The organism is Anaerohalosphaeraceae bacterium, from assembly GCA_037479115.1.
Taxonomy (GTDB): Bacteria; Planctomycetota; Phycisphaerae; order Sedimentisphaerales; family Anaerohalosphaeraceae; genus JAHDQI01.
Genome location: JBBFLK010000012.1, coordinates 35,424 through 51,633, shown reverse-complemented (window position 1 = coordinate 51,633; position 16,210 = coordinate 35,424). Strand labels below are relative to the sequence as shown.

The window sequence follows — 16,210 nt, the reverse complement described above, 5'->3', positions numbered from 1 at the left end:
TGCAGATGTATAATGGAAAAACCTTTGCTTCCATCTTCTACTGTATATCGTTATCGTTTGAAGAAAGGGATTTGAATGCCTTCGAAACAGCCGGAATTTCGGCGGTATCTGGTGCCGATTGACAGTTTGTCCACGCAGCAGTTTTTTACGGACTGTCTGGTCATCGGGTCTGGGATTGCGGGACTGCGGGCGGCGATTGAAGCCGCTCTGTGCGGTGCTTCGGTCACGCTGGTCTGCAAAGGAACGCTGGCCGACTCAAATACCTGGAACGCCCAGGGCGGCATTGCCGCTGTGGTGCGGACTGAAGACAGCATCGACAGCCACATCGCCGACACCATGGCCGCCGGCGCCGGTCTGTGTGAACCGGAGGTCGTCCGTCAGGTGGTCTCCGAAGGTCCGGCCCTCATTCGCGAACTGCTGGATTGGGGGACGGAATTTGACAAAATAAACGGCGTGCTGGACGCCACACTCGAAGGCGGCCATTCGCATCCGCGCGTCATCCACTCCCACGGCGACTCGACCGGCCGCGGCATCGCCGAAGGCCTGATTCGAAAACTCCGTTCGATGCCGCAAATCCGCATCCTCGAGCACTTTTTTGCGATTGACCTTTTGACCAACGACGAAAATGAATGCCTGGGCGTCATCGGGCAACGCGCGGGCAATTTGCAAATCATCTGGGCGGCCCGGACGATTCTGGCCACCGGCGGCGCCGGCCGGCTGTATCGGGAAACCACCAACCCGGAAAACGCCACCGGCGACGGACTGGCAATGGCCTACCGCGCGGGGGCGGTCCTGCGGGACCTGGAGTTTATGCAGTTTCATCCGACGACGCTGTATATCGCCGGCGCTTCGCGCGCTCTGATTACCGAGACGCTGCGCGGTGAAGGCGCCATCCTGCGCGACCGCGACGGAATCGCCTTTATGAAAGATTATCACCCGGATGCGGAGCTGGCCCCGCGCGACGTCGTCAGCCGGGCCATCCTCGACCGGATGCTCAAGACCAACTCAACCCATGTCTATCTGGACATCCGCCACTTTGACAAGGAGCATTTCCGCAAGCGTTTTCCGGTCATCAGCGAACTGTGCGAGTCGTTCGACATCGACATCAGCCGGGAGATGATTCCCGTCCGCCCCAGTGCTCATTATCTCATCGGCGGCGTCAAGGTGGACCGAAACGCCGCTTCCAATATTGCCAACCTCTATGTCTGCGGCGAAGCGGCCTCTACCGGACTGCACGGGGCCAACCGGCTGGGGAGCAACTCGCTTCTGGAAGGGCTTGTGTACGGCCGGATTGCAGGCCGGCACGCCGCCGAAGGTCTCAAACGCACGCGAACACATCTGCGTCCCAAACGAATCGAATTTCATATTGCGCATTCCGGCCGCAGTCATCTGGACACCGACGACGTCCGCAATTCACTGCGGGCCCTGATGTGGCGCAATGTCGGCATTACCCGCAAAGAAACGCCCCTCGTCGAAGCCCAGGAGATTATCCGCTTTTGGCAGCGCTATGTGATGGATAAGGTCTTCGATGCGCCGTTCGGGTGGGAATGCCAGAATATGCTCACGCTGGCCCTGCTGATGGCCCGCGCTGCCGAGGAGCGAAAGGAATCCCGCGGCGTCCACTTCCGGCAGGATTACCCCGCCCCTGACAACGACCGCTTCCTCAAACACATCGAACTGTCCCGCTGAGCGAAACTCAGACAAACAGGTTGCGTGAACGGGGCGGGTCGGCTACAATCTTCTGCGGCTGGACAGGTCAGCCGGGAAGAGAACCGATGGAACGAAAAAGCCGAAACCAGACAGTGTTTGGACACAAAACCGCCCTGCCGTGTTCGGGGGTTCTGCTTTCGGCCGTTCTTCTGTTCCGTGCCGCCGCATTCGGCTGCGCGTGCAGCGGCTCTTCCCTGGGACTTTTTGAGGGCTCGCGCGATGTCGGCGAAACCGCTGTCGCCGGCCGAACCGAATATGACCCCTCCGGCGGACTCTACCGACTGACCGGCAGCGGCGAAAACATCTGGTATCACAGCGACGCCTTTCACTTCGCCTGGAAGCAAATCGTCGGCGATGTCGAACTGACCGCCCGGGTCGAATGGGCCGCCGGCACCCACCCCCACCGCAAGGCCGGCTGGATGATTCGTCAAAACATGGACCACGATGCGGCCTACGTCGATGCCGTCATTCACGGCAGCGGCGCGGCGGCGCTTCAGTTTCGCCGGATGCAGGACGGCCCGACCATGGAGGTGCCCTGCGGTCTGCCGAATCCCCCGTATATCCGCCTGGTCCGCCAGGGCCGGCTTTTCACGATGTCTGTCTCCGAAGACGGCAGAACCTTCGAACCGGTCGGCACCGTCGTCGTTTCGATGAGCGAACCCGTTTACGCCGGTCTGATTGTCTGTTCGCACGACAACACGCAAACGGCCCAGGCCGTCTTCAAAAACGTTTTCATCCGAACGAGGGGGCTGGTTGAGGAGGAAAACCGGATGCTCGAAAGCAGTCTGGAAATTTTCAACATCCAAACCGGACGGCGGCGCGTCGTCTTCTCGACAACCGAAATGCACATCGAGGCGCCGAACTGGTCGCCCGACGGCAAAACGCTGCTGTTCAACAGCGGCGGACGGCTTTATACAATCCCCGTCGAGGGCGGCACGCCCAAGCGGCTTAACACCGGCTTTGCCGACCGGTGCAACAACGACCACGGATTTGCGCCGGACGGCAAATGGATTTTTCTCAGCCACGATGACAATGGCGTATCAAAGATTTACCGCGTGCCTTCCAAAGGAGGCAGGCCTCGACTGATTACCCCGCAGGGTCCGTCTTACTGGCACGGCGTTTCGCCGGACGGCAAAACCGTGGTCTATTGTGCCCAGCGCGGCGGACAATACGACATCTATGCCATCGACCTCAAAGGCGGCCCGGAGCGGCAGCTGACCAATACTCCCGCCCATGAAGACGGGCCGGATTACTCCCCCGACGGCAAATTCATCTATTTCAACTCCGACCGGGAAGGCCCGATGTTTCTCTGGCGGATGAATGCCGACGGAACCAACCCCGTCCTGATGACCTTTGATGACCAGTACAACGACTGGTTCCCGCATCCGTCGCCGGACGGCAAATGGATTGTCTTTCTTTCTTATGACAAACACGTCAAAGGCCATCCGGCTCAGCAGGAGGTCGTCCTGCGGCTTCTGCCGACCGACCGTGAAGAGGAACCGCGCACGCTGACCCGGCTCTTCGGCGGACAGGGCACCCTCAATGTGCCCTCCTGGTCGCCCGACAGCCGGGAATTTGCCTTTGTGAGCTATCGACTGACAGAACGAGAGAACCCTTAACCTTTTTTTGCAGGAGACTGATGATGAAACGAATGCTGCCGATTCTGTGTGCCGGACTGATGCTGTGTGCTTCCTGTGCCGCTGCTCCGAAAAAAACCAAACCGACCTCCGAGGCGGAACTGAAGGAAGTCGGCCGGCGTGTCGTCCAGAATCTGCTGGACCGCAAGGATTATTCGCTCTATCGGCCCGGGAAAGGGCTTCATTATGCCGAGGCCTGTACGGCGGTCGGGGCCCTGCGGTTTGCAGACTATACCGGCGACAAGGCCCTGCTTCAAAAAGTCATCGCCCGCTATGAGAAATTCCTCGAGCCGGACAGCATCCTGATTTCGCGTCATTCGCACGTGGACCACAATGTCGAAGGCATTGTGCCGTTCGAGATTTATCGGATTACCGGCGATAAGCGATGGCTCGAACTGGGTCTGACCTTCGCCGACAGCCAGTGGGAAACCACGCAGGAGGACGGCCTGACCAGCCAGACCCGCTGGTGGATTGACGATATGTACATGGTCGGGATGCTTCAGATTCAGGCCTACCGGGCGACCGGCAATCCCAAATACGCCGACCGGGCGGCGATGCAGCTGGCGGCCTATCTGAAGAAACTCCAGCAGCCCAACGGCCTGTTCTTCCACGGGCCCGATTTCCACTACTTCTGGGGACGCGGCAACGGCTGGGTGGCCGCCTCGCTGGCCGAGGTGCTCAGTTCTCTGCCGGCCGACCATCGACTCCGTCCCGAAATCATGGCCGGCTACAAAAAGATGATGGCCTCGCTGCTGCGGTATCAATCCGACAACGGGATGTGGCGGCAGCTGATTGATAATCCGTATTCCTGGACGGAAAGCTCCTGCACGGCGATGTTTGCCTATGCGATGGCCGTCGGCGTCGAACACGGCTGGCTGAAGAAATCGCAGTATATGCCGGCCGTCGAAGCCGCCAAAAAGGCCCTGATTGCTCACGTGGACCGGGAAGGCAATGTCCGCGAGGTCTGCGTCGGCACCGGCCAGCAGGATGACATTGAGTTTTACCTGAAGCGGCCGCGTGTCGTCGGCGACCTGCACGGGCAGGCCCCCGTCCTGTGGCTGATTGCCCATCAGCTCAAGCCGTAAAACAAAAACACCGGCTCGCAAATCAGCCGAGCGGTTATTTGAGCTCTTCGTCAAAAACCACGGCGACCTTGCCGCAGCGGCCGGAGGCCATCAGCGCATAGGCCTCCGCCGCCTGCGCCAAGGCAAAACGGTGAGTTATCAGCCGATCAGGGTGCAGTTTCCAGCGGACCAGACGCTCCACCAGCTCCTCCATCCGCCACAGACAGGTCACCCACGACCCATAAATCGTTTTCTGGTCGTGGATAATATCCGGCCCGACCGGAAAAAGAGAGTTCATAGGGTCCCTTTGGTGAAAAACAATTAAAAAAGCAACAGCTGCAGCCGCGTAAAACAACCTACTGGCTTTGCATGTTAGGCATCAACTAAGAGACTTTCACTAAATTCTGTTTTTATCCATCCCAACATACCAAGACTTCGTATTGTATCAGCTACCGCTTTTCTCTTCTCTTCGGTATTCCAAGACTTTTTCCACTGAATAATAAAATCATAAACTTCTTGTTCAGAAATTAAAGATTGATTTGTTCTTCGTGTAAGTTCCTGTACGGTATAGAGAACAGTTGACACCTCTTCGGCCTGCTCTGTATCTTTAATTCGCAAAAATAAATCCGTAATTTTTTCTATGAGATTCTGATGCTTTTCTAAAAAATCAAGCTTATGTTTTCTCGTCGATTCATACTGTGGGCCAACTTTTAAATGTATCATTCTTCCCGATTGTGTTTCCAATATTAAATTGGCGTTCGCCAAAACAGAGATGGCCGGCTTAATTTGTGAGGAAAATGGACCATAGGTCCCTTGTTTGTATCGAAAACCCGTATCCAAACCCATTTCAGTCGCTACATAACATATTTTTTGAAAGATGGTCCTTCCAACAGGCAATGAATACGGCTGCTGCTGAAGTCTCGATAAAACCTCAAGTAATACAAACCATTCCTGTTTTACTTTCTCTTTTGAAGCATTCAAAGTTTTTTCCGTCCAACGTTCAACGGTTTTGGATAAAAAATCGTGAGTTAGCTTTTGTGAAGGCGTTCCATAAGGCGCATAAATCTCAACAGAAATATCAATTTGTGAAAGATTTTGATAAAGAATGGGGCCCACAATATCCCACTCAAGACCTCCATTCCCACATCCCAAGGGAGGAAAAGCAACGGAAGTAATCTTCCATTCTTTATACTTTTCGAGAAAATATTGGAGACCCTTGATAATGTCCTCGACACGCGATACGGACCTCCAATGCTTCTTAGTTGGAAAATTCACAATAGAAACACCATACAAATCTTTATACAAATACGGCCGTCCGAGCTGAACCTCATTTCGTTCACAGCGTGCTACATAGTCCCTGAACATATCCGGAAATCTCTCTTTAAATTGCTGGGCAATCCCCTTCCCCATAATCCCTGTACAGTTAACCGTATTAACAAGAGTCTGGGCTTTGGACGAAAACAAATCGCCGATTAATATTTTTATAGACATACCCCATCCTGTTTATTAGAAAAATAACTCCCTTTTGATTTTTATAATACCATCAAAACCAGTTGACTTCAATTTCAGTCTTGCTTCTTCGTCATATACATATGCTCCTATTATATACTTCCTCTCGACGCACACGGGCACAAGAACTTCTGCACATTTAACGGACTTGTGTCGCCATCCCAAAAAAATATCATCGTGATGGAGCCAACATCTGGCATAAATCATTTCGAAATCCAGACACTTCAACCCTCCAGGATAAGGATAAAACCTCGCATACTTGCTGGCGGCATTCATGTCCGTGATAACAACTCCCGGCAGATGCATCACAGCCGTATCAATCCTGAGAACACAGAGTTCTTTGTTTCTGTTCCGAACTCTGCTCAACATGGGATTATGCGCATCAAAATATAAATTTGCATAATAATGCAGCGGCTTTCCTCCCGGAACAGATTTATTCTTCCTACGGTTCTGAACATTTTCATCGGCAATAGATTGACATGGAATTTTTCTTCTCCTTATTTCCTGGTTAGAAAGAATCCCATGCTCTATTACCGAAGAAATGTTGTCTATTGGCATGATATAGTACAGTTCTTTAACTTTCATATCCATTCAGAATGTTGTGCCAAGGTTCTGACTGGGAATTTTCTGCGCTAGCGCCTCTTCTCTCTATACAACAAAAAATACACAAAACCTCCTATCAACAATATCATATCAGATTAGAATGTCACAGCAACCAATATATTCCCCAAAAAACAAAATGGCTTATCTTTGCAAAATATGCTGACCGTCGATGAATACAAAGAAAAAACCGGCGGAGCCAACCCCCGCTCCCACTTGTTTCTGGAGCTCTGTTTTCTTTTCCCCAAAGTAAAAATGCCGTTGCTCGTTTATTCAGCGATTCCTAATTCTGACTGTCTCCTCTTTGTCAGACCACTCACAATATCCTGTATTGCGCACCGGCCAGCAGGATGACATTGAGTTTTACCTGAAGCGGCCGCGTGTCGTCGGCGACCTGCACGGGCAGGCCCCCGTCCTGTGGCTGATTGCCCATCAGCTCAAGCCGTAAAACAAAAACACCGGCTCGCAAATCAGCCGAGCGGTTATTTGAGCTCTTCGTCAAAAACCACGGCGACCTTGCCGCAGCGGCCGGAGGCCATCAGCGCATAGGCCTCCGCCGCCTGCGCCAAGGCAAAACGGTGAGTTATCAGCCGATCAGGGTGCAGTTTCCAGCGGACCAGACGCTCCACCAGCTCCTCCATCCGCCACAGACACGTCACCCACGACCCATAAATCGTTTTCTGGTCGTGAATAATATCCGGCGAGGGCTGGAACCGGCAGGTGCCGCCTTCACCAAGAAAGACAATCTTGCCCCACTTGCGGGCCGCCTGAATGCAGGTCAGCCGCGCCGCTTCATTTGCGGAACAGTCCACAGACTTCTCGACCCCGTGCCCGCCGGTCAGGTCGCGAACCTGCTGCACGTTGTCCGGCCCGGCCGGCAGCAGCACATCAAACAGCCCCAGCTGTTCGGCAATCCGCAGCCGTTCCGGAATGACCTCAATCCCGATGATTTTGTGGGCTCCCATCGCCCGGGCCAGCATCGCCGATGCCAGTCCCACCGGCCCCAGACCGGTAATCAGGACCGCATCATTGCCGCAGACGCCGATTTTCTCCAGCCCCTCATAGACCGTGCCGAACCCGCAGGCCACCTGGGCCCCGTCCGAATAACTCAGCTCATCCGGCAGCGCAATAAGGTCTTTCTCTTCGGCCAGCAGATACTCGGCCATTCCGCCGTCCCGCTGCCAGCCGTACGCCCGCCGATACGGGCTGGTGCAGGAGATGTAGTACCCGCGCCGGCAGTCATTGCACAGTCCGCAGCCGGAGATGTGATAGACAATCACCCGGTCGCCCTCCTTGAACCGCCGACATCCCGGTCCCGCCTCGACAATCTGTCCGGCGGGCTCGTGTCCGGCAATCATCCCGGGCTGATACCCCTCCGGCCCTTTGCCCAGATGCTCGTGATAAATGCACCGGATATCCGAGCCGCAGATGGTTGAAGATTTCATCCGAATCAGCACCTCGCCGTGTCCGGGCACCGGAATATCAAACTCTTTGAGAACGACGGTACTGTTGCCGGGCAGAATCGCCCCTTTCATTTTCCCTTTCATAACTGTTCCCCTGCATCCGCTTCCTCTATATCCATTTCGAACCCGCTGACTTTCAGCACACTGGCATAGGCGTCAAACGGACGCGCCGGCTCCACGGTCGGCCAGTTCACGGTCAATCGCCCCGCCGAGTCGATGCTCCAGTCCATCGAGCCCGTCCAGCCCAAAAGGTTCACACGTCCCTGGCCGGAAGGATTGTTCAGCCGCAGCGTTTTCAGAACAACGGTCTGTCCGGCGGCGGGCCTTCCCATCAGAAACACATACAGCGTCCGTCCGTCTTTGGAGACGGTATAGCGGACATCCTCGGCGGTCAGCGGCCTGCCGCGTCCCTCGTTGAATCCGGGCCCCTGCAGCGGGGCTGCTTCCTTCATGGCCGGTCCTTCGCCGAAGACCTTCCACGGACGCGTCGCGTAAATCGCCTCCCCGTTTACATCCATCCAGGCCGCAATCTCCTGCAGAATCCGCTCTGCCTCTGAATCGAGCGAGCCGTCGCTTCGAAGCGGAACACTGAGCAGCAGATTGCCGTTTTTGCTGACAATATCCACCAGCATATGAACGACCGTCCTGGCGCTTTTGTAGCGGCGCTGCTCATAAATCCGCCGGTCATAGTGCCAGCTGCCCAGACACGTGCAGGTCTGCCACGGCAGCGGCTCAATCTGCGGGCTGGCGCCGCGCTCAATATCCCAGACCATACACCGTCGCTGCTCGGGGGTGAGCACCTTGCCGTTCAGCACGCCCTCCAGCTTCCCTTTGTTCCAGCGGATGCTGCTGTTGTAAAAGTGTGCGGCAATCCGAAGTCCCACATCGCTGACCGGATACAGCGGGAGGGCCGTATCATCAAAATAAATCAAATCCGGCCGATAGCGGTTGAGCAAATCGAGCGTGCGGTTGTAAAACTTGCGGCAGTACGCCTCATCCGGGATGCTGGCCCCGTTTCCCCATTCCCACTGGCGGTGAATCGCCGTCGGGTCCTCCGCATCCGCACTGCGCGGATGGTTCTGGGCGTACAAATCCTGCGGGTCCAGCCCTTCCCACCAGAGCCCTTTGCCGTCGGCCTTTGTCAGTGTGCCGTCATACGGCACACCGGCATAGGGTCCGGTTTTGTCCGCCCCCTGCGCCGGCTCATACCAGGTCCAGGCGTGCGAGGCGTGGACGCTGACGCCGAAGCGCAGCCCATGCCGGCGCGCCGCCTCCGCCCAGCCCGCTATCAAATCCTTCTTCGGGCCGACCTTCACCGAGTTCCACGGCTGGTATCGGCTGTCCCAGTTGTCGAAATTGTCGTGATGATTGGCCAGGGCGACAAAATAGCGTGCCCCGACCCGCTTATAGAGTGCCAGCAGTTTGTCCGGGTCCCAGTTTTCGGCCTTCCAGGTATGAATCACATCCTTAAAGCCGAACTGCGACGGATGGCCGTAGCGCTGCCGATGATAGGCAAAAATATCGCCCGCCCAGCTCGGCGCGTTTTCCATATACATAAACCGTGCGTACCAGTCGCCGCGCTCCGGAGCACACTGCGGCCCCCAGTGCGCCCAGATGCCGAACTTGGCATCCCGAAACCACTCCGGCGTTTCATAACGGCTCAGCGATTCCCAGGTCGGCTCAAACGGCCCGGTCTGCATCCGCTCCACCCGTTCCCGTCCGGCACATCCCCCCAGCACCGCCGCCGCCAGCACTGCCGACAGAACCGATTTTCTCATACCGACTCCTTTCTATCTGCTCGATGTTCCATTCCAGCCGCTCTTACGGCGGCGTAATCTCTCCCGTCGGGTCCCACAGGTCCTCCCAGGACTGATTGGGCTTCCACAGAAAGACCTGCCCTTTAATCAGCCGGCAGTTTTTGTCAATCCGCCGAATCCGCTCCATCTCTTCTTCGCGGAGCGGCTCGCTGACCGCCGCACGGAGATTGTCGGCATAGTGATGCAGCGAGAACGGAATTAGAATCTGTCCCCGCTGAATCGCCCAGCGGATGCACACTGCGGCAACGGTCGTTCCGCGCCGAGCAGCAATCTCCCGCAGCACCGGGTCCTCGAGCACCACCGTATCGTCGGGGGTGCGGTCCCGGTCCGGACGGGCGGGCGAGCCGAGCGGACAATACCCGACCGGCACAATGCCGTGCTCCACGCAGAAGGCAAACAGCTCCGGCTGCTGGAAATGCGGATGCAGCTCCATCTGATTGCAGACCGGTTTGATGCGGGCATCCCGCAGCAGGAGTTTGAGCTTGGGAATGGTCATATTCGATGTGCCGATATGCCGTACAAGCCCCTGTTCCACCAGCCGCTCCATCTGACGCCAGGTCTTCATATAATTGTCGTGAATATACGGCTTGGCGTCCGGACTGCGCGAGTGGACATCGCATCCCGGCGGGTGATAATTGGGAAACGGCCAGTGCACCAGATACAAATCCAGATACTCCAGCCCCAAATCCTCCAGCGAGCGCCGGCAGGCCTCTTCGACCCGCTGGTGCATATCATTCCAGAGTTTGGAAGTAATCCACAGCTCGCTTCGTTTCAGCCGGCCGCTGCGGAAATAATACTGCAGCACCCGGCCAATCTGCTTTTCGTTGCCGTACACCGCCGCACAATCAATATGACGATAGCCCGCCGCCAGCGCTTCCCCGACGGCCTGCGCCACCTGCTCGGCGGAAAAGCGGTCCGACCCGAACGTGCCCAGCCCAATGGCCGGAATCTTCGCCCCCGTGTACAAGACCCGAACCGGCACCTTCGAGGGCTCAACGGCCTGCGGGATATGGTCAAAATTCATCCGGACCTCCTGAACGCGTCAGCCGCCGTCGGGGCTCTGTATTATTTTTCGGTCAGCAGATGCCGAAAATCATACCGGTCGGCGGCGAAAAACTTTCAAATTCACGCAAAACAAGAAAACAGAATACCTCTCTTTGAATCAGGAAAAAATGGATTATTTTTCTAATTTATGGACTATTTTTTGATTTTTGCTATTCTTATCCTATGCTCAAGTATTTGCTGGACAATCTGGAAATCAACATCCTGAACATCGAACTGTACCGCGTGCATCGGGAATGGAACCACCGAAACGTAAACAGTCCCTATTCAAGGATTTATCTGATTACCGACGGCGAAGGCACCCTGCGGCACCACGGCCGAACCTACCCCCTCCAAAGCGGCTTTTTGTATCTGATTCCCGCCTTTACCACTGTGGACATGGCCTGTCCGGATACCTTCGAACACTATTACATCCACCTGACGACGTTTCTGCCGGACGGGGTGAACCTGTTTGCTTTGGTGGACTGCGAGTATCAGATTGAGGCCCGAAAGTACGGCATCGGACGCTGGATTTTCGACCGGCTGCTGGAGCTGAACCCGGGTCTGGAACTGATTGAACGGGACGCCAACAAGCCCATTTACGAATCCGTCCTGCGCCGCAGCGAAGAGCTCCACCAAACCAAGACGGCCGCCGAATTGATGGAAACCAACGCCCTGATTCGGCTGATTCTGGCCGCCTTTCTGCGAACCGCCAACCCCGCCGGCACCGATACCGCCCTGCGCGGCTACAGCCGATTTCAGCGGGTCCTGCGGCATATCCATCAGAATCTGCATCGAGAAATCACACTGGCGGAACTGGCGGAACTGGCTGAGCTCAGTCCGGCTTATTTTTCGCACCTGTTTTCCCGAATGATGGGGGCCGGCCCGATTGAGTTTGTCAATCGCCGCAAAATGGAACAGGCCCAGCGGCTCCTGCTGGGTACCTCCAAACCCCTGAAGAAAATCGCTGCGGAGGTGGGCTTTCGCGATGTTTTTTATTTCTCCCGCCTGTTTCGAAAAATCACCGGCACCGCTCCCGGCCGATACCGCAGACAGCACATCGCTTCCTGAACGCACCGTTCCTGCTCTTTTTCCCCGCCCTGGCGGACGGGGCTATTCTTCAGCGTCCGGCGTCCAGTCGCCAGTGACCAGTTATCAGTTATCAGTCATCAGTTATCAGTCATCAGTTATCAGTCATCAGTTATCAGTCATCAGTTATCAGTCATCAGTTATCAGTCATCAGTGAGCAGTCATCAGTGAGCAGTCATCAGTGAGCAGTCATCAGTGAGCAGTTATCCTGCAAATTTGTTTGTTTTTCTCCTTCGTATTTTTTCCCTTCCCTGTTCTTAATCCGTGTAATCTGTGGTTAAAAATTCTCTCCTTTCATCCGCTGGACACAGCACGTCCGCGGCGATAGGATTTTAGAGACGGATGAGCGGATGGATGCACAAAATCGTGGGGGTTTATACCCGGCTGTTTGCGGTCTGGGTGATTCTGTTTGGTGTGCTGTCGTATTTTTTCCCGCAGCCGCTGCAGATTGACAAGAAGTACAACATGCTCTTTTTCGCCGTCACGATGTTCGGAATCGGGGCGGTCCTGGAGCCGTCGGATTTTCGCCGGATAGCCGCCCGTCCGGGGCTGGTGCTGCTGGGTACGGCGGCCCAGTTTACCTTGATGCCGCTGGGGTCGTTTGCGCTGGCCAAGCTTCTTCGGCTGCCGCCGGAGCTGGCGGTAGGGCTGATTATCGCCGGCTGTGCGCCCGGGGCAATGTCCAGCAATGTCATCAGCTATATCGCCGGGGCCGATACGGCGTATTCGGTTTCGCTGACGACGGTTTCGACGCTGCTGTGTCCGCTGGTCACGCCGGCGCTGACGAAATGGCTGGCCGGGGCGATTCTGCCGGTGTCTTTTTGGGCGATGGTTTCGGACATTGTCTGGATGGTGCTGGTGCCGCTGGCGGCCGGGTTTGCCGTGCGGTATTTCTTCGGGGCGTTCGTCAAGACCATTCAAGAGATTTTCCCGGCCTTGTCGGTGACGTTTATTATTTTCATCTGCTCCTATGTGATTGCCAACAATCATCAGCGTCTGCTGCAGGTGACCGGTCCGGCGCTGGCAGCGGTGTGTCTTTTAAACCTGTGGGGACTGACGAGCGGCTATCAGACGGGGCGGCTGTTCGGCCTGCCCATTGCGCAGCGGCGGACGCTGAGTATCGAAATCGGGATGCAGAATGCCGGGCTGGGCACGGCGCTGGCGCTGAATCAGTTCGGGCCGCAGGCGGCTGTACCGACGGCCTTTTTTGTCTTTGTCTGCATCATCTCGGCGGCGGTTCTGGTGGAAATCTGGAAAAACAGGCCGTCGGTGCCTTCTCCGTAGGCGGATTCTGTCGGGGGGATTATCGGGCTTTTCAGGAAGGGGGAACAATTTTCCGTGTCCGGATTTTTCCGGAAGTATCCGTCCCCGAACGAATTGACGCTGGGGGATTCTCTTTTCACTCAGGCGGGTCGGTGAATTATCGGGCTTTCTTGGGGCGGTTTTCTCGGTTTCGGTTCGGAAGGATGCTGCCAAAAGGCCGCTGAATCCGACCTGCAAACCTTCCGAAATAAACATCGTCCGCCTCTCTGAAAAAAAGGAAGAATCCGTCTGGCGGTTTTCGGTCCATAGAGGGATCATTATGATGCAATCGAATTTTCGGAAAAGACTTTTGTCTGCGGCATCCAATCGGCTGTTCTGGCTGGCGGCTGCCGTCGTCGGTATTGTCAGCGTTATCGGAGTATACGGCATCTGGCATGCCAATATTCAGATGCTGGATTATCTGACCATCCGCCAGGCCCAGTCCGGCTCAGCTCAGACGGCGGCACTGCTGAAGGAGTTCGGTGAAGAAATTCATCTGAATATTTTTCTGCAGGCGTTTCTCTTTCTGCTGGTGGAGTTTGGGCTGGTCATCTGCTTTTTGTACATGGCCCGCCAGCGCCGTCTGAAACAGCGACTGGAAGACCTTGCCGTAAACCTCCAGGGCATTGTAGATGCGAAAGGACATCTGAATCTGACCCCCATCGGATTTGACGGGACGGATGAAGCAGCCGCACTGGCCCGCGGCGTGAATGCCCTTCTGGAGAAAATACGTCCGTCCTATCAGGCGCTCGAAGAAACGCTGACCCGTCAGAATCGGGCTCTCGAGGAGATTCGGAGCCGCCGTCAGCAGGAAATTCAGCGCCGCCGTCAGGCGGAAAAAGACCTGATGCTTCGCCAGTTTATCGTGGACCACGCCGGCGAGGCCGTCTATCTGGTGGAGGCAGACGGGCGGATTGCGGATGTCAACGACGTGGCCTGCCGCTGGCTGGGCTATTCGCGCAGCGAGCTGCTGGGGATGACGATTGCCCAAATTGACCCCCATTTCCCATCGGAAAACTGGCCGAAGCACTGGGAAACGACTCGGCGGCAGAAACAAATGCTGATTGAGACGGAGCACCGGCGCAAGGACGGCACGTGTTTTCCGGTGGAAATTGCCCTGACGCACTTTGAGTGCGACGGCAAAGAATATCATTGTGCATTTGCCAGAGACCTGACGCGGCGAAAACAGGAGGAGCAGATACGGATTCAGGAGGCCGAGGCCGTGCAGGCGCAGCAGCAGGCCCTCCTGCAGCTGACCACGATGCCGGCGTTTATCAACGGGGACGTGGAGGCGGTCGCCCGGTATCTGACAGAGGCAGGGGCACGGCTCCTGAAGGTCCGGCGATGCAGTTTCTGGCTGTATGAAGAGCGGGACAATCAGCTTCGCTGCCAGGATTTGTATGATGCCCGGACGGGAGAACACAGCAGCGGATTTATTGTCAAGGGCGAAACATGCCCGGACTATCTGAAGGCCCTGCAGACCGGCCGGGTGATTGATGCAGACGATGCCTGGAGAGACCCGCGCACGCAGGATTTGCTGGATACCTATCTGCGTCCGCTGGGGGTGGTCTCGCTGCTGGATGCCACCGTGCGTTTTTCCGGCAAGTTTATCGGCGTGTTCAGCACAGAGAGTGTGGAAACAAAACGACACTGGACCGATTTGGAAATTCGATTTGCCGCGGAACTGGCCGACCAGATTTCGCTGGTTCTGCTGAACCGTTCCTATCGTCAGTCGGAGCGGCAGGCTCGTCAGGAGGCCCGCTCGGCTGTTTCGGCCAATCAGGCCAAGAGCAACTTCCTGGCCAGCATGAGCCACGAAATCCGCACGCCGATGAACGCCATCCTCGGGTTTGTGGACCTGCTGGCGCAGGAGCCGCTCAGCGAAGAACAGATGAATTATGTCAAGGTCATTCAGAACAGCGCCTGCAATCTGCTGTCGCTGCTGAATGATATTATCGACTTTTCCAAAATCGAAGCCGGCAAGATGAAGGTGGAGATTGCGGACTGTCATCTGCCGGGGCTGCTGGAGGATTTGGACTCGATGATGCGTCCGCAGGCCAGCCGCAAGAATCTGGATTTTCAGATTCTCCAGTGTCAGGAGCTGCCGGAAAAGATTCGTACCGACGGGCTGCGGCTGCGTCAGTGTCTGCTGAATCTGCTTTCAAACGCCGTAAAGTTTACCGAAAAAGGTCATGTGTACCTGAATGTGTCCAAACTGGACGAAGACGGCCAGTCCTGGATTCAGTTTGCGGTGGAGGATACGGGCATCGGCATTTCGCCGGAGCATCATTCCTCGATTTTTGACGCCTATATTCAGGTGGAGAACCGTTCCGGGCGAGGAGCCAGGGGAGCGGGCCTGGGGCTGGCGATTACGCGGAATCTGGTGCATATGCTCGGGGGACGGCTGCGGCTGACGAGCACACCGGGGGTCGGTTCGGTGTTTACGCTGTCGCTGCCGCTGGTGCCTTCGCCGCAGGCCAATCCGCTCTGGAACAAATATGACGCGGCGTCTCTGTCCGGGACGGCGGCGGAGGACAACTGCCTGGCGGGGCACGTGCTGGTGGTGGAGGACAACCCGTCCAATCAGATTCTGATATCGATGCTGCTCAAAAAGATGGGGCTGGAGGTTACGCTGGCCAATGACGGACTGGAAGGCGTTCAGGAGGCCCGCCGGCAGAAATATGATGTGATTTTGATGGATATGCAGATGCCGCGGATGAACGGCTACGACGCCACCCAGACCCTTCGTTCAGAAGGGTGTATGACGCCGATTGTTGCTGTGACCGCCAATGCGATGAAAGGGGATGAGGAAAAGTGCCTGCAGGCGGGCTGTGATGCCTATCTGAGCAAGCCGATCGACCGAAAGAAGCTGGCCCAGATTCTCCGCCGGTATCTGGGAACGTCCGCAAAAGCTGAACTGCCCGTCGCCGCCGCCGCGGAAGCGGGACCGCCGAATTCTCCGCCTTCTTGTTGAACCC

At 56.2% G+C, this 16,210-nt stretch carries 12 protein-coding genes; 6 read left to right on the top strand and 6 right to left on the bottom strand.

The window, feature by feature from the left end:
* Window positions 1-75 precede the first annotated feature (75 nt).
* From nadB to WHS88_07420, 3 genes are all read left to right on the top strand, one after another.
* On the top strand, window positions 76-1,689 hold the full coding sequence (gene nadB, locus WHS88_07430; protein MEJ5260002.1) for an L-aspartate oxidase: 1,614 nt from the start codon (window positions 76-78) through the stop codon (window positions 1,687-1,689).
* Between the two features lie 86 nt (window positions 1,690-1,775).
* Window positions 1,776-3,329, top strand: coding sequence for a hypothetical protein (locus WHS88_07425; protein ID MEJ5260001.1), 1,554 nt, complete (start codon window positions 1,776-1,778; stop codon window positions 3,327-3,329).
* Window positions 3,330-3,349: 20 nt separating this feature from the next.
* The gene (locus tag WHS88_07420) at window positions 3,350-4,432 is read left to right on the top strand and encodes a glycoside hydrolase family 88 protein (protein MEJ5260000.1); all 1,083 of its coding nucleotides are present in this window, start codon (window positions 3,350-3,352) and stop codon (window positions 4,430-4,432) included.
* Between the two features lie 34 nt (window positions 4,433-4,466).
* Here the strand turns inward: WHS88_07420 and WHS88_07415 are convergent, their stop codons facing one another.
* From WHS88_07415 to WHS88_07390, 6 genes are all read right to left on the bottom strand, one after another.
* The gene (locus WHS88_07415; GenBank protein ID MEJ5259999.1) at window positions 4,467-4,709 is read right to left on the bottom strand and encodes a hypothetical protein; all 243 of its coding nucleotides are present in this window, start codon (window positions 4,707-4,709) and stop codon (window positions 4,467-4,469) included.
* 74 nt (window positions 4,710-4,783) lie between these two features.
* Window positions 4,784-5,902, bottom strand: coding sequence for a macro domain-containing protein (locus tag WHS88_07410; protein MEJ5259998.1), 1,119 nt, complete (start codon window positions 5,900-5,902; stop codon window positions 4,784-4,786).
* Window positions 5,903-5,917: 15 nt separating this feature from the next.
* Window positions 5,918-6,505, bottom strand: coding sequence for a DUF4433 domain-containing protein (locus WHS88_07405; protein MEJ5259997.1), 588 nt, complete (start codon window positions 6,503-6,505; stop codon window positions 5,918-5,920).
* A 497-nt stretch (window positions 6,506-7,002) separates the two neighbouring features.
* Window positions 7,003-8,067, bottom strand: a complete 1,065-nt coding sequence (locus tag WHS88_07400; GenBank protein ID MEJ5259996.1) for a zinc-binding dehydrogenase — start codon at window positions 8,065-8,067, stop codon at window positions 7,003-7,005.
* Window positions 8,064-9,761 carry an alpha-L-fucosidase gene (locus tag WHS88_07395; protein MEJ5259995.1) on the bottom strand — a complete coding sequence of 566 codons (1,698 nt, stop codon included), beginning with the start codon at window positions 9,759-9,761 and terminating at the stop codon, window positions 8,064-8,066. The genes WHS88_07400 and WHS88_07395 overlap by 4 nt, the downstream gene beginning before the upstream one ends.
* A 43-nt stretch (window positions 9,762-9,804) precedes the next feature.
* Complete coding sequence (locus WHS88_07390) at window positions 9,805-10,824, bottom strand: aldo/keto reductase (GenBank protein ID MEJ5259994.1); 1,020 nt, start codon at window positions 10,822-10,824, stop codon at window positions 9,805-9,807.
* Between the two features lie 203 nt (window positions 10,825-11,027).
* Here WHS88_07390 and WHS88_07385 point away from each other — a divergent pair, with 203 nt between their 5' ends.
* From WHS88_07385 to WHS88_07375, 3 genes are all read left to right on the top strand, one after another.
* Window positions 11,028-11,912 carry an AraC family transcriptional regulator gene (locus WHS88_07385; protein MEJ5259993.1) on the top strand — a complete coding sequence of 295 codons (885 nt, stop codon included), beginning with the start codon at window positions 11,028-11,030 and terminating at the stop codon, window positions 11,910-11,912.
* A gap of 360 nt (window positions 11,913-12,272) precedes the next feature.
* Window positions 12,273-13,214 carry a bile acid:sodium symporter family protein gene (locus WHS88_07380; GenBank protein MEJ5259992.1) on the top strand — a complete coding sequence of 314 codons (942 nt, stop codon included), beginning with the start codon at window positions 12,273-12,275 and terminating at the stop codon, window positions 13,212-13,214.
* A gap of 298 nt (window positions 13,215-13,512) precedes the next feature.
* A complete protein-coding gene (locus WHS88_07375; protein MEJ5259991.1) occupies window positions 13,513-16,206 on the top strand; it encodes a response regulator in 2,694 nt (897 codons plus the stop codon).
* Window positions 16,207-16,210 lie beyond the last annotated feature (4 nt).